The sequence below is a fragment of the Rhizobium sp. BK275 genome (genome assembly GCF_014193555.1).
Lineage (GTDB): Bacteria > Pseudomonadota > Alphaproteobacteria > Rhizobiales > Rhizobiaceae > Rhizobium.
In genome coordinates, this window is record NZ_JACHZL010000007.1 from 1 (window position 1) to 14,794 (window position 14,794).

Here is a 14,794-nt window from a genome sequence, read left to right on the forward strand (position 1 = left end):
CTCCTTCTCGTGTCCAGAACGCCGCGAAACGTCTGAAACAGAGTAGAATCAATGTCATGCGCCTTGTCCAGATATTTAAACCGGACAGCAGTGGGACAAGCCCGAGGATGACGCCGAGTGAGTGGCAAGCGCTCACCAAGAGCCTCAGGCTGCTGACCGTCCTCCGTCATCCTCGGGCTTGTCCCGAGGATCTGCGACGCTCATGGGGTCTGACACCAGTGACGCAGGACAGATCGGTATTCCAGACGCAACACCACGGCGCACTTTTGCTGGAATCGCTGCTCCCGTTGCACGATGAGCAGGCAGACAGTAAATCCCGTCAGGCCGGGCGTATTAATCGCGCCAGATCCGGTGGATTTTACAGTCTGCAAGTTTTATTTGAATATTTCCTCAAGAATTAGCTAATGCAATTTTGTGGCGATTGCAACAGGAATCAGGTTTTCCCGGAGTTCGCCCGGGAATTCATGAGGTTTCGGCCGAGCGATGCGCGTTCAACGATTCACCGAGAGAGTATTCTCCAGCTCTCCTGGCTGTCACGAAGGCTTTCAACGGCCGATCTCATGCCGTTCCAGCCCGTCAATTCAGGCCGGCACGGGCAAGTCCCTCGATCAGGCGCGCCCGATCCTCGGCGCGGACGAAAGACGATGTTGCTTCGACGGCGTCCCGTGAGATGTCAGGAACGAGTGACTTGAGCCGTCCGAGCAAGTCCGTGGCAGCCTCCCGGTTGTCCAGAAGTCCGGCACAGGCGGTGCCGATGATCAGCGGAACCGCATGGCCGGACCGCAAGCGATGCGCTTCCCGTGCATAACTCAATCCAAGCTCATAATTCGCGCCCTGGAAGTAAGCCATGGCGTAGTAGAACTGAAAGTCGCCGAGAAAAGCCTCGCGCGGGCTCAGTCTGAGGGCGTAGTCGATGCAAGGAATGGCGTCCGCCGCGCGGCCGGCGTTGGCATGCGCAAGTCCCAACTGGCCGTGAGCGAACGCGGAGTTGGGGTTGATCGCGACAGCCTGGCTGATCGCTGCCATCGCCAGGACATTGTCACGCGTCGCAAAGGCTATCATCGCCTGCGCAAGGTAAGCCCACGGTTCCTTATCGTCCGCGGCAATGGCTTGTTGGACGATATCCCTGGCAAGGGCCAGGGCGTATCCCATGTCTTCCCACCCCTGGAACGCGCGCCACATCATAATCCAACCTTTCATGGCGAGCGCCTGGGCATAACCGGGAGCCAGTTCGATTGCCCGATCAAGCAGGGGGAGCATCTTCCGACTGCTCTCCTCAGACAGTTGGGAACACAGGAACACCGCCCGCACGACACATTCCCAGGCATCAAGGCCATGATGCGGCTTGGGGCTTTCGCGGGCATGCTCTGCCGCCAGGAGTTCCGGCCCGATGCGGCCGACGACGCTTGCGGTGATCTCGTCCTGAATGCCGAAGATGTCGCCGAGGTCGCCGTCGTACCTCTCGGCCCAGAGATGGACTTCGGAGGCCGCATCGATGAGCTGCGCGGTCACCCTAATCCGGTTGCCGGACTTGCGGACACTGCCCTCGAGAATATAGCGGACCCCGAGTTCGCGCCCGATGGCGCGCACATCCACGGGCTTTCCCTTGTAGGTGAACATCGTGTTGCGGGCGATCACGAAGAAGCCCCTGAGCTTGGATAGCGCGGTGGTGATGTCCTCGGTGAGCCCATCGCTGAAGAAGTCCTGCTCCGGGTCGGCGCTCATGGCGTTGAACGGCAGCACGGCAATGGATGGTCGGTCCGGAAGTGCGGGCCTGGGCGATGCCGTTCGTGCGGTCGTCCCTTCCAGAAGGGGGCGGTACAGTCGCACCGGCCGCTCCATGTTCTTGAGCGCGCGTTCGCCGAGGTACTCGTAGTCGCAGTCAAGTTTGCCCTGGAGGTGATCGTACGCCGTGCCGGAAATGCAAATGCCGCCTGGATCCGCCAAGGTCTGGAGGCGGGCCGCGATATTGACGCCATCGCCGTAGAGATCCCCATCAACCTCGTGGATCACATCACCGAGATTGACGCCGATCCGGAAGATGATGCGTCGCTCCGTTGGGATATCGGCCTGGTTCTCGGCAACGCCCTTCTGGACGGCGACCGCGCACGCGACGGCATCGACGACCGAGCCGAACTCCACGAGCGCACCGTCGCCCATCAGCTTGACTATACGGCCCTGATACTCGGCCAGCAGCGGATCGATCACCTCCCGGCGCAGAACCTTCAGGGCCGACAAAGTCCCAGCCTCGTCATGTTCGACGAGGCGGGAATAGCCGACGACGTCAGCGGCCAGGATCGCGGCCAGCCGCCGCTCCGCTCTTGCAGTTGCCATGGCTGTCTCTCCCTCAGGAGATCCGCCGGATGAAGCCCAGGCGATTGACGCGACATGCACGATCCGGCTGCCCGACACCGCGACCGTGCTGGTTCATGATACCACTGAGACGGTCATGTGGCGACGCTTCACGAGAGTGCCGCCTTCAACAGGAACGGGATCCGCGAAGCGGTCACTGCAAAGGTCTGTTGCGGTCCAATGGAAGGAGGGCGTCATCAGAAGGAGGTCCGTTTTCGGGACCTCGAACCCACGTCACCCTCACACCAGCGACCGCCTCGCCACCTCGATCACCTTCTGCGTCAGGCCCGTCAGCCGGTCGGCGGCAAGGCGGCTGATCTGCCAGTAGAGCACGACATCGAGAGGTGTGCCTGATATCAGTTCGACGAGGCGGCCGGCCTTGATGTGGGGTTCGGTCAGATGGATCGGGTTCATGCCCCAACCAATGCCGAGCAGGGCGGCATCGAGAAAGCCCTGTGTGGCCGGCAGCCAGTGCGTCGGTGCGTTGACATCTGTCGCAAACGTGCGGCGGATCCAGTCTGCCTGCAGCCGGTCCTTCTGGTTGAAGGTGATGGATGGGGCGCGGGCAAGAGCTTCCGGGGTGACGCCGTCGGGGAAATAGCGGCGGACGAATTCGGGGCTTGCGGTCGCGTGGTAGCGCAGCGCGCCGAGCGAGTAGCGGCGGCAGCCGGCGACCGGCTTTTCCATGCTCGTGACGGCGGCGATGACGCGGCCGCGTTCCAGCCATTCGGCCGTATGGTCCTGATCGTCGACGGAAATGTTCAGGAGATAGTTGGAGGTTTTCGAGAAATCCGCCATCGCCTCCAGAAACCAGGTGCCGAGGCTGTCGGCGCTGGTGGCGATCCGCAGCGTGACGTGCTGTTCGGGACTGTCGCGGTCGCTGAGATCAGGCAGGTGCTCCAGCAATTCGCTTTCCAGCATGCCGACATTTTCCATGTGCCGGCAGAGCCAGTCGCCCTTTTCCGTTGCCGTGCACGGCGTGCCGCGCACGACGAGGGCGGTGCCCAGGCGCTCTTCCAGCTGCTTGATGCGCTGCGAGACGGCCGATGGCGTAACGTTCAGGATGGCGGCGGCCTTTTCGAAGCTGCCGGTCTGGACCACGGCAAGCAGCACGCGAAGGGCGGGATAATCGATCATGGGTAAGCTGTGCTTAATTGACGTTAGGAGGATTAACTAGCCTAATCCGATCGATCCGTCTACGGAACGTCTCAACAACGCGACGGAAGCCTCTGATATCATGAATTTTACCACCTATTTCACCGGTTTAGCCGCCGGGCTCAGCCTGATTGTCGCGATCGGTGCGCAGAACGCCTTCATCCTGCGGCAGGGGCTGCGCAACGAACATGTGTTTGCCGTCTGCCTGGCCTGCGCTCTCTCGGATGCGATCCTGATTATCGTCGGCGTCACCAGCCTGCAGCAGGTGGTAAACCTCATGCCCTGGCTCGATCCGGTCATGCGCTATGGCGGGGCGGCGTTCCTCCTCTGGTATGGGGCGAAAAGCCTCTATTCGGCGGCGCGGTCTTCAGGCGCGCTGCAGGTCGTAAACGGGGCAGGGGCGAGCTTCGGCAGGACCATGGCGATGTGCCTGGCGCTCACCTGGCTCAATCCGCATGTCTATCTCGATACGGTCATCCTGCTCGGCACGATCTCGACGCGTTTTGCCGGTCATCAGGCAGCGTTTGCCGCAGGCGCTGTGACCGGCTCCTTCCTGTTCTTTTTTTCACTGGGATATGGTGCCGCCTGGCTTCGCCCCATCTTTTCACGACCGGCGTCCTGGCGCATTCTCGAAACCATCATCGCCTGCGTGATGTGGCTGATCTCGTTCAGGCTCCTGAACGGCATGTAACGGCAGCATGCGCCTCAAGCCCATTCGACCCCAGGGAATTCAAAATGTCATTCGATCCGCATCACCTTGCCCTCGTCTTCACCGCCTATGTCATCGCCGCAGCCAGCCCCGGTCCCAGCAATATGCGCATCATGGGGGTCGCCATGCATCAGGGGCGCCAGTCGGCGCTGATGATTGCCGCCGGTGTCGTCAGCGGCTCGCTCTTCTGGGGCTCGATGGCGGCGACCGGGGTTTCGGCCATTCTGGCGCAATATGCGCAGGCGCTGATCATCCTGAAAATCTTCGGGGGTCTCTACCTGCTGTTCCTCGCCTACAAGGCCGGCAAATCGGCGATGACCTCCGATGAGAAGCAGGGCAGGGCGATCGATGCCATCAGGCCGGCCTCCGGCTTCAGCCTCTATCGTCGCGGGTTGCTGATGCATCTGACGAACCCGAAGGCGCTGCTCGGCTGGATCGCGACCATGACGCTCGGTCTCGGCCCGGGCGCGACGCCGGCGACCGTTGCCGTCATCCTGGCGGGCTGCGCTATTCTGAGCGTCACCATTTTCGGCGGTTATGCCTTGGTCTTCTCCACTGCGCCGATGATCCGCATGTATCGCCATGCGCGGCGCTGGATCGAGGGTACGCTGGCGCTCGTCTTCGGTGCGGCCGGCATGAAACTCCTGCTGTCACGCGCATAAGAAGGACGTTCCCGGTGCCGCTTTTCCATGGCCTTTCCGCCTTTCCGATCACGCCGGCTGATGCTTCCGGCATCGTCGATACCGGTGCGCTCGCCGCGGTGCTTGCCCGCATTCAGACGGCCGGCGCCGATTCCATCGGCCTGCTCGGCAGCACCGGCGCTTACGCTTTCCTGTCGCGCGGAGAGCGGCGCCGGGCGGTGGAAACGGCGATGTCCACGGTCGGCGGCAAGATCCCCGTCATCGTCGGCGTCGGGGCGCTTAGGACGGACGAGGCGCAGGCACTCGCCAGGGATGCGCGGGAACTCGGGGCAGATGGTCTTCTTCTGGCGCCGGTCTCCTACACACCGCTCACCGATGACGAGGTCTATGAGCATTTCGCCGCCGTGGCCGATGCCGGTCAGTTGCCGCTCTGCATCTACAACAATCCGGGCACGACGAAATTCACCTTCAGCGCCGACCTGATCGCCCGGCTTTCCAAGCTCGGCACCGTCAAGGCAGTGAAGATGCCGCTGCCTGCCAATGGCGATTTCGCCGAGGAGATCGCAAGTCTCCGGGCAGTGACGCCGGCGGATTTTGCGGTCGGCTACAGCGGCGACTGGGGTGCTGCAGATGCGCTGCTGGCGGGTGCCGACGGCTGGTACAGCGTGGTTGCGGGCTTGCTGCCCGCCGAAGCGTTAAAGTTGACGCGGGCCGCGCAGGCGGGTGACGCCAAGGAGGCGGGACGCATCAACGACGCCTTCGCGCCGCTCTGGGCGCTGTTTAAGGAGTTCGGCAGTTTCCGCGTCATGTACACCATTGCCGATCTCATCGGCCTCGGCCGGTTTTCGCCGCCGCGCCCGGTGCTCGGTCTTCCGGAGCAGGCGCGTGGACGCGTGCGCGAGGCGCTTGAAAGCCTCGGTGCTGTAGTCGGCCGCTAGTGCGGCCGCAGCCAGCCCGGCCGGGTCCTTTGTGCGGAAGTCGAATGGCGACCTACGCCCAAGAAGGCGTGTTAAGTGTGAGGGTGGTCAAGCAAACCGGGCGCTTGAGAAATCAGTCGCTGACAGATCGATCAATTCCGGCGGCAGGATCATCTTCTTGAAGTCGACGGGGCGACGTTTGACCTTGACGGCGGTATAGTTTTCACTGGGACCTGCCGTGCTCTTCTTCAAATCGCAAGGATTAGTGCCTGAGCATTCTTTTCTCCGACCGGTCGCCGATCTCTCGCTTCAAAATCGGGAAGATTTGCAGGTCTTTTGGGATAGTCCCTGAGAGGCTTCAGCCAGAATGCAGGGTCGAAGAGCCGCTTGGGAGGTCAGACCGACAGGTGTCACCCGGCACTGCCGGGTGACAGATCGTCCTGATGACGTTGGATGAAGGCCGCGGTCTGGTCGATGTCGTCAAGACCTGATGAACGAGAGCAGGTCGGGGTTGAGGACATCCGCATGCGTGGTCAGCATGCCATGAGGGTAGCCCGGATAGGTCTTCAGCGACCCGTTCTTGAGCAGGTTGACCGCACGCGGCACGGAACTTGCGAAGGGGACGACCTGATCGGCCTCGCCATGCATCACCAGCACCGGCACGGTGATCTTCTTGAGGTCTTCGGTATAATCTTCCAGCCAGGAGGCGACAGTCGCGTGGTGAGCGAGAGCACCACCGCCCATGCCCTGGCGCCACCAGTTCGCAATGATCGCCTCCGAAGGCTTGGCGCCATCGAGGTTGTACCCGTAGAACGGGTTCTCGGGGACGAAACGGTAGAATTCCGACCGGTTGCCCAGCACGCCTGCCCGGATCGCTTCGAACCACTCCGGCGGCTGACCGGACGGGTTTTCCTCGGTCCGGTACATGTTCGGCGTCAGGGAGGCGACCAGTACCGCCTTCGCGACGCGCTCCTGGTGGCGGGCGACATAGCGAGCGACCTCACCGCCGCCTGTGGAGTGGCCGATGTGGATCGCATCGCGCAGGTTGAGGTGCTCGGTCAGGGCCGCGAGGTCGGCAACCCAGTGGTCCATGTCGTTGCCGGTGCCGGGCTGGTCGGACCGGCCGTGGCCGCGCCGGTCGTGGGCGATCACTCGGTAGCCGTGGCCAAGAAAGAAGGTCATCTGGGCGTCCCAGTCGTCCGCCGACAGCGGCCAGCCGTGGCTGAAAACGATCGGCTGGCCTGAGCCCCAGTCCTTGTAGAAGATGTTTACGCCGTCCGTCGTAGTAATTGTAGGCATCGTGTCGCTCCATCTGCTCTGTTGAACATTCGTTTTTCGATACAGTTGATTGCGAAATACCTCCGGTGAGGCGCGTTCGATCATATCTCAAAACTGCGACGTTGACTAAATCCCCTCTTTATCAAGGACAAATACCTTGTACGTTCAAGCTATGCCTTGAATGTATAGCGAGGACCCGATGGAACTCAGGCATTTGCGCTATTTTGTTGCTGTTGCGGAGGAGGGAAGCTTCCTGACCGCAGCCGAGCGGCGGCTAAACACTTCCCAGCCCTCACTCAGCAGGCAAATTCGCGATCTGGAAACCGAAATCGGTGTAAAACTGCTGGAACGGCAGCCACGCGGCGTGACGCTCACCGCCGCCGGCAAAGTGTTTCTTGATCACGCGCGGCTGGCCTTATTGCAAGTCGAGGCGGCTGCGGAAGGCGCCAGGCGGGCAGAACAACCGCAAAAGCAGTCGTTCACCATCGGTTTTCTCGCAGGACAAGAGGTCGTGTGGCTACCCCATGCATTGCGCATCATTCGTGAGGAAGCGCCGGAGGTTGAAATCATACTGTCCAGCCAGTCCTCCCCGGACCTTGCTCTGGCACTGATGCGAGGCAAGCTGGACGTCGCTTTCCTTCGCCCCGAGACGCAGAGTGTCGGTGTGTCCTTCAAGTTTTTAGCCAAGGAGCCACTGATTGCCGTACTGCCGGCGGATCATCGCTTGACGTCGCGCAAGAAGATCCGGCCGCAGGAGCTTGCGTGCGAAACTTACGTCAGTTCGGCTAGAATTTCCCCGGTATTGCAATCCGTGATCCAGGATTACGCGGCGGAAATCGGGATCACACTCAAGGCAGAGTACGAAGGTGACGGCCTGCCATCAGCAATGTCGCTTGTCGTGTCTACAGGTGGAATAACGCTTATTCCGCTTTATGCGCAAAATATGCTGACGCCAAATGTCGTTGCCAGAGCACTTGAGGGTGTGCCTCCGACAATTGATCTCACCTTGGGATACAACGATTCAAATTCCTCACCTTTGCTCCGCCGATTTTTGTCTCGTTCTGATGAACTGGTCGCCAACGTCCAAAATCAGAGCATCATCCGCTATGCTGAAGTTCCATAGAAACCGCTGCACACTTTTGCGCGACATGCTTTAGTACGAAATTTTCCCATCGACGATTGGCTGCAGCCCCGAGGAAAGTTGCTGTTTCAAGACCTGTTTCGCATCATTGCTGATGATCGACATCGGAGCGACGACGGCGATCCTTGCTGCTGAGCCCGCCAGGTCGGCGGTTCGAACGGCTGCCATGCCCACCTGATCGGCGAGCGAGGCCTTTCCGGTGTCCAGGGATTGTCCTGCCAGCCGCCGTCCAAGCAGCTCAACCATGTCCCTGTTATCGGCAAAGGTATTGTGGCCCAGCGCGTCGTCCGCTTTGACGGCGCTCGTATCGATGACCGTCACTCCGAGCTTATCCAGGTCCGCGGCGTAAGGTGTCGAATCGAAGCCGCCGACGCGCGTGACGCCGCCGGAGAGCCATTGCGAAACCTGCAGCGCCTTATCCCTTGTCGACGAGAAGATCGTGAAATGCGGGCGTTGCGGCCCCATCTCGATCATCTGCCGGCGAAAGACATCGATATCGATGTCGGGCGAGGCCAGGATAACGTTCTTTACTTTGGCCGGGATCGTCTTGTTGCGCATGGCAACACCACGCAATGCCTCGGCGGTCAGCCAGGATCCCATGGAATGAGCGAGAATCGTCACTTCGCCGACGTCAGGGCTCTTGGCAGCCTGCAGGATCAGATCCTCCAGCGCCCGCCGTGAGAAATTCGTACTCTCCTTGTCGTAGAGATAGTCGAAGACATTGGCGCGCGAGGGCCAGGTGAAGAGGATCGGCGTAGCATCCGTTCCGGAATCATGGGTGATCTGCGCGAAGCGAAAGACCGCATCGGCGTAGGTGTTGTTGAAGCCGTGCACGAAAATGACGACCTGCCGCCTGGCGTTGCGGTTCTTGTTGAACCATTCAAAGATTCTGCGTTCCGATGCCATCTCGCCGACGTCAAGGACGGCGAACTCCTTTTCGGGATCGGCCGGCACATGCGAAGGCCATTGCACCTCGCCGACTTTGCGGTTTCGATCCGGAGGAATGGAAACGACGATATCGTTGAGGGAAATCGCCGTGCCCCGCTCGCCGGAGTAAAGTTCGCCCGGCTTGTCGGTCGGCTGGCGCGTCGTTGCCACCAGCATGTCCACCGTGCTCGTGCCTGGACCGGCGGTCGCGAGCGGCTGGAGAACATTCTCCATTCGTCCCGCACATCCTCCCAATACCGAGAGAGCCATCAGGACTGAAAGGCACGATCGCTTGACAGCGAAGGAGGTCGATTCGCGCGGCAAGCTGGCAATCAGACAGCGACTGTCGGCAAAGGCTGTTCGTCGAACCTGTGGCATTCGTTCATCTCGTCAGTGGGACATGGCCCGCCCGGAATGATCCGGGCGGGCCTGATGTTGTCAGGCCTCGCGGGGTATTCGAAACCAGGCAACATAGAGAGCCGGCAGGAAGAGCAGCGTCAGGACCGTACCGACGACAATGCCGCCCATCATCGCGTAGGCCATCGGCCCCCAGAAGATTTCCCTGGAGATCGGGATCAGCGCGAGGGTGGCTGCCGCCGCCGTCAGCATGATCGGGCGCATTCGGTGCTCCGTCGCTTCGATGACGGCCTGCCAGGGTGGCACGCCCTCGCTTCGAAGGTGCTCGATCTGCACGATGAGGATCACCGAGTTGCGGATCAGGATGCCGATCAGCGCCAGGACGCCGAGGATCGCGACGAAGCCCATGGGCGAATTGCTGAAGAGCAGCGCCGCGACAACGCCGATCAGCGCGGTGGGGGCAACGGCGAAGACCAGGAAGAGCCTGCTGAAACTCTGCAGCTGGATCATAAGGATGGTCGCCATGGTAAACAGCATCAGCGGTGCGACCGCCACGATCGGCCCCTGCGCCTTGGCGCTCTCCTCGACCGAGCCGCCGTCGACGATCTTGTAGCCGGTCGGAAGGCCCTTGCGGAATTCGTCGACTTTCGGCTTCAACTCGGTGACGATCGTCGCCGGCTGGGTCGGTCCCACCACCGCAGCCTTGATGGTGACGGTCGGTATGCGTGTGCGCCGCCAGATCGTCGGCTGCTCCAGTTCGTAGTGGAAATTCGCAACCGCCGACAGAGGAACCGAGTTGCCGTTGGAGCCGGCAAGCAGAAGGTTCTGCAGCGTCTCGATCGAGCCTCGCTCCGAGGTCTCAGCCCGGCCGATCACGTCGACGAGATAGATGTCGTCGCGGATCTGCGTGGCCGCCGATCCCTCGACGATGCTGTTGAGCGCCGTGGCAATATCCTGCGACGAGACGCCGAGCTGCCGTGCCTTGTCCTGAAGCACATCCACCTTGACCACGCGCGAAGGCTCGTTCCAGTCGTAGGTCATGTTTGACAGCAGCGGATGCTCTCCGACGATGCCGGCAAGCTGGTGGGAGAGATCACGGACCTTCTGGATGTCAGGCCCGCTGACGCGATATTGCACGGGCTTGCCGACCGGCGGGCCGATGTCGAGCAGCTTCACGAAGGCGTCGGTGCCGGGGAAAGTCTTCGTCAGATAGGCCTGCAGCTCCTCCTTGACCTTGTCGCGGACGTCGAGCCCCTTGGTGACGATCACGGTCTGGCCGAAGGAGACGTCGGGCGTCTGCACGTCGAAGGACAGGATGAAGCGGGGAGCGCCCTGGCCGACATAGGTCGTCCAGTGGTCGATATCCTTGTTGCCGGCCAGCATCTCGCTTTCGAACTTCGCCATCTGCTTGTTCGTCTCGGAAATCGAGCTGTTCTGCGGCAGGTTCCAGTCCACGATCAGTTCGGGCCGGTCGGAGGAGGGGAAGAACTGCTGCTGCACCAGGCTCATGCCGCCGATGGAGACGGCAAACACCGCCACCGTCGCGCCGATGGTAATCCAGCGCCAGCGCAAGGCCAGGCCGAGGAGCCAGGCGAAGATCCGCGCGAAGCGACCCTTCTGCCCGTGATGCGATTTCATGGTCTTCGGCAGGATGGACACGCCGAGCAGCGGTGTGAACAGGACCGCAACGACCCATGACACCAGGAGCGAGACGGCAATGACAACGAAAAGGGTGAAGGTGAACTCGCCGGCGGCGCTGGAGTTGAGGCCGACTGGGATGAAGCCCGCGACCGTCACCAGCGTACCCGTCAGCATCGGGAAGGCGGTCGAGGTATAGACGTATGTCGCCGCCTTCCGGAGATCGTCGCCGACCTCCAGGCGGGCGACCATCATTTCCACGGCAATCATCGCGTCATCGACCAGAAGGCCAAGGGCTATGATCAGTGCGCCGAGCGAAATACGCTGCATCGAAATGCCGGTATAGGCCATGACGAGGAAGGTGATCGCCAGCACCAGCGGAATGGAGATGGCGACGACGAGGCCTGCGCGCACGCCGAGGCTGATGAAGCTGATCGCCAGCACGATGACGATCGCCTCGAACAGCGCACGCGTGAAGCCCGACACGGCCTCGTCCACGACGGCGGGCTGATCGGAAACGCGCTCGACGTCGACGCCAACAGGAAGGTCTGCCGTGACCTGTTCGATCTCCTTGTCGAGCGCTTCGCCGAATTCGAGCAGGTTTGCGCCGGTCTTCATGCCGATCGCAAGCCCGATCGCCGGCTGGCCGTTATAGCGGAACAGCGCCGAGGGCGGATCGACATAGCCGCGCTTGATCGTGGCGATATCGGTCAGCGGAAAGAAGCGGTCGTTGACGCGAAGATTGATCGATTTCAGACTCTCTTCAGACGTGAACTGGCCGCTCACCCGCAAGGCGATGCGCTCGGGACCGGCATCGACGAAGCCCGATTGCGTGACGGCATTCTGCGCCTGCAGCGTTTCGATCACGGATTGCTGGTTGAGCCCGAGAGCGGCGATCTTGCGCGTCGAGAATTCGAGATAGATGGCCTCGTCCTGCGCGCCGATAATGTCCACCTTGCCGACATTTGGAACCGTCAGCACTTTGGCGCGCGCGTCCTCGACCAGATCGCGAAGCTGGCGCTGCGTCAGCCCGTCGCTGGTGAAGGCGTAGATATTGCCGAAGACGTCGCCGAAGCGATCGTTGAAGAACGGCCCGACGACGCCGCTCGGGAAATCGCCCTTGATGTCGCCGATCATGTTGCGCACGCGCATCCAGATGGCATTCACATCCCTGGCCTTGGTCGTCGGCAGGAGTTCGACGAAGATCGTCGTCTGGCCGGCAACGGTCTCGCTCTTGGTGTAATCGAGCGATTCAAGCTCTTCGAGTTTCTTTTCGACGCGGTCGGTGACCTGCTTGGTCACTTCCTCGGCGGACGCTCCAGGCCATTGCACCTGGATGATCATGGTCTTGATGGTGAAATTGGGATCTTCCTCGCGGCCGAGGCTGATATAGGAAAAGGCGCCAGCCAGAATGAAGACGATCATGAAGTACCAAACGAGCGAACGGTGTTCGAGCGCCCAGTCGGACAAGTTGAATTTTTTCACGGAGACTATTCCTCAGTCTATTCTGACGGCCTGGCCATCGACGAGTTTGTGAACGCCGGCAACGACGATCCGATCGCCCGGGCTGACGCCCTCGGCGATGCGAACGGAGCCTCCCTCGACGATCTCTCCGTCGATCCTGATCGGGCGAATGGAAACCTTGGCGGCGGCGGTATCGACCACCCAGACATTGGGCTTTCCGTCCTTCGTCAGGATGGAGGAGGAGGGCAGCAGGATCGTCGGCTGCGCGTTAACGGTTGCGGTTGCCGTTACGACCGAGCCCAGGCGAAAGGCTGGCGGGGGATTGATGAGCGTAATCTTTGTGCGTCGCGTGCGCGTCGTGGCTTCTGCTTCCGGCGCAATTTCCCTGACCGTACCGCTGGTGCGGATGGTCGGGTCGAGTTGGAGGGCGACGTCGAAGGGCGAGCCCACCTTGAGGCCGTCGAAGCTTGCGACGGGGATGTCGATCACCGCATCGCTCTGTTCGGGGCGGGCGATGGTGACGATGCTCTGGCCGGCGGCCACGACCTGGCCCACTTCGGCCGAAGTCGCCGTCACGACGCCGTCGAATTCCGCCCGGAGCTGGGCATATCCGAGCTGCTCTTCGGCCTTGTCGAGATTGGCCTGCGCCTTGGCGACCGCGGCGATGGCGCTCTTGCGCCCGAGCTCGGCCTCTTCGTAGGCCGCTTCGGTTCCCGACCGGCTCTGGAGCAGGGATCGCTGACGTTCTTCGGTGGAGGCGGCATTCGTCAACTGCGCCTGGGCGTTCGAAAGTTCGGACTGCGAACTCTTGACTGCAAGCTCCAGCGCCAGCGGATCGATGGCGGCAACGACATCGCCCTTCTTGACGACATCGCCGACGCTGACCTTGCGCGCGATGATCCGTCCGAGGACGCGGAACGCAAGCTGCGTCTCGATCCTGGCCTCGACCGTGCCCGGCAGGGTCAGCGCGGAGGCTGCGGTCGATTTGACGACGACGGAAAGGACGGGACGCGGCGGCTCGTTATGGGCTTCCGCCTGCTTCTGGCAGGAGGTCAGCAGCAATGATCCGAGGATCGCAAGGCCGGCTGTGATACGGATATTCATTCTGCGGCTTCCTTGTCATAGGTGACGACCTCGCCCGGTCGCAGGAACTTCGTGCCGTCGACGACGACGATATCTCCGGGAGAGACACCCGCGCGCACCGCAAAGCGGCCGGTTTCATAATCGGAGACATCGACCGGGTGGAGCGACACGCTCGACGAGGCGGGGTCGACGATCCAGACGGCCGGCTGGCCGCTCTTGGAGGCCATGGCCGACCACGGCAATTCGATGGCGTCCTGCGCCGTGGAGCGGAAAGAGCCGACGACGGGAGCGCCGAGCTGCATGTCCGGCGTTGCTTCGAGACCCACCTTGACCCTGATCGTTCCGGTCGACGGATCGATCGTCGGCGAGATCTCGCGCACGGAAGCTTCTATCTTGCGGGACGGCGCCGAAAGGGGGCTGACGGCGACCGTGTTTTCGAGGTTGCGGCCGAGGTAAAGCGACTCGAAGACGTTGAAGACGGCGTCACGCGGCCCGTCATGCGCAAGCGTGAAGATGAGCTGCGCCGCCTGGGCGACCTGGCCGACTTCGGCGTTTCTGGCGGTGATGACGCCATCGGCATCGGCGCGCAGTTCCGTGTAGGAGAGGGCGTCCTGCGCCGTATCCAATTGCGCCTGCGCCAGTTTCACGCTGCCCTGAGCCGTCTGCAGCGTTTCCTGGGCCTGATCGAGTGCGGCGCGGGTCGCAACCTGCGTCCTGAAGAGGTTCTGCTGCCGGTCGAAGGCGAGCTGCGCCTGCGTCTGCTGGGCAATGGCCGACTGCAGGTTTGCCGTGGCGACGCCGAGATCGGCCTTCTGCTCTTCGGCGTCCATGCGCGCAAGCACCTGTCCGGCCTTCACCGATGAGCCGACATCGACGAAACGCTCGACGATGCGCCCGCTGACCCTGAAGGACAGGTCGCTTTCGACGCGGGCGCTGACCTCGCCGGTGATGGCGTTGTTTTCGACTGTTGGCGTGACCTTGGCCACGACGGCTTCGACATTTTTCGGCTTTGCCTCACTCGCGCTCTGCTTTTCGCATGAGGCAAGCGCGACTGCGCTGACGCCCAGCCAGGCGGCAACAAGGACAGTTTTCATGATTTACCTCTTGCATCGGTTCGGCTGACGAATAATGT

At 61.7% G+C, this 14,794-nt stretch carries 12 protein-coding genes; 5 read left to right on the forward strand and 7 right to left on the reverse strand.

The window, feature by feature from the left end:
- Positions 1 to 401 (forward strand): hypothetical protein (locus tag FHT82_RS30200; RefSeq protein WP_210276858.1); only part of this gene is annotated, 401 nt, incomplete at its 5' end.
- 175 nt (positions 402 to 576) lie between these two features.
- On the opposite strand, the gene FHT82_RS21180 is transcribed toward FHT82_RS30200, so the two are convergent.
- Positions 577 to 2,334, reverse strand: a complete 1,758-nt coding sequence (locus FHT82_RS21180; RefSeq protein ID WP_183734661.1) for an adenylate/guanylate cyclase domain-containing protein — start codon at positions 2,332 to 2,334, stop codon at positions 577 to 579.
- A 258-nt stretch (positions 2,335 to 2,592) separates the two neighbouring features.
- A complete protein-coding gene (locus FHT82_RS21185) occupies positions 2,593 to 3,489 on the reverse strand; it encodes a LysR family transcriptional regulator ArgP (RefSeq protein ID WP_183734662.1) in 897 nt (298 codons plus the stop codon).
- 100 nt (positions 3,490 to 3,589) lie between these two features.
- Here FHT82_RS21185 and FHT82_RS21190 point away from each other — a divergent pair, with 100 nt between their 5' ends.
- Genes FHT82_RS21190 through FHT82_RS21200 form a run of 3 tightly spaced genes read left to right on the forward strand, consistent with a single transcriptional unit; the run spans position 3,590 to position 5,795 of the window.
- Positions 3,590 to 4,198, forward strand: coding sequence for a LysE/ArgO family amino acid transporter (locus FHT82_RS21190; RefSeq protein ID WP_183734663.1), 609 nt, complete (start codon positions 3,590 to 3,592; stop codon positions 4,196 to 4,198).
- A gap of 44 nt (positions 4,199 to 4,242) precedes the next feature.
- Positions 4,243 to 4,878, forward strand: a complete 636-nt coding sequence (locus FHT82_RS21195; protein WP_183734664.1) for a LysE family translocator — start codon at positions 4,243 to 4,245, stop codon at positions 4,876 to 4,878.
- A 14-nt stretch (positions 4,879 to 4,892) separates the two neighbouring features.
- Complete coding sequence (locus FHT82_RS21200; RefSeq protein ID WP_183734665.1) at positions 4,893 to 5,795, forward strand: dihydrodipicolinate synthase family protein; 903 nt, start codon at positions 4,893 to 4,895, stop codon at positions 5,793 to 5,795.
- A gap of 459 nt (positions 5,796 to 6,254) precedes the next feature.
- Here FHT82_RS21200 and FHT82_RS21205 read toward each other — a convergent pair whose 3' ends face one another.
- A complete protein-coding gene (locus tag FHT82_RS21205) occupies positions 6,255 to 7,073 on the reverse strand; it encodes an alpha/beta hydrolase (RefSeq protein ID WP_183734666.1) in 819 nt (272 codons plus the stop codon).
- A gap of 178 nt (positions 7,074 to 7,251) precedes the next feature.
- Here FHT82_RS21205 and FHT82_RS21210 point away from each other — a divergent pair, with 178 nt between their 5' ends.
- Positions 7,252 to 8,175, forward strand: coding sequence for a LysR family transcriptional regulator (locus tag FHT82_RS21210; RefSeq protein ID WP_183734667.1), 924 nt, complete (start codon positions 7,252 to 7,254; stop codon positions 8,173 to 8,175).
- 30 nt (positions 8,176 to 8,205) lie between these two features.
- Here the strand turns inward: FHT82_RS21210 and FHT82_RS21215 are convergent, their stop codons facing one another.
- From FHT82_RS21215 to FHT82_RS21230, 4 genes are all read right to left on the reverse strand, one after another.
- Positions 8,206 to 9,390: an alpha/beta hydrolase gene (locus FHT82_RS21215; RefSeq protein WP_246698201.1), complete on the reverse strand. Its 1,185-nt coding sequence runs from the start codon at positions 9,388 to 9,390 to the stop codon at positions 8,206 to 8,208.
- Positions 9,391 to 9,558: 168 nt separating this feature from the next.
- Positions 9,559 to 12,600, reverse strand: a complete 3,042-nt coding sequence (locus FHT82_RS21220; RefSeq protein WP_183734668.1) for an efflux RND transporter permease subunit — start codon at positions 12,598 to 12,600, stop codon at positions 9,559 to 9,561.
- A 12-nt stretch (positions 12,601 to 12,612) separates the two neighbouring features.
- Positions 12,613 to 13,683: an efflux RND transporter periplasmic adaptor subunit gene (locus tag FHT82_RS21225; RefSeq protein ID WP_183734669.1), complete on the reverse strand. Its 1,071-nt coding sequence runs from the start codon at positions 13,681 to 13,683 to the stop codon at positions 12,613 to 12,615.
- Positions 13,680 to 14,756, reverse strand: a complete 1,077-nt coding sequence (locus FHT82_RS21230; protein ID WP_183734670.1) for an efflux RND transporter periplasmic adaptor subunit — start codon at positions 14,754 to 14,756, stop codon at positions 13,680 to 13,682. Before FHT82_RS21230 ends, FHT82_RS21225 begins: the two co-directional genes overlap by 4 nt.
- Positions 14,757 to 14,794 lie beyond the last annotated feature (38 nt).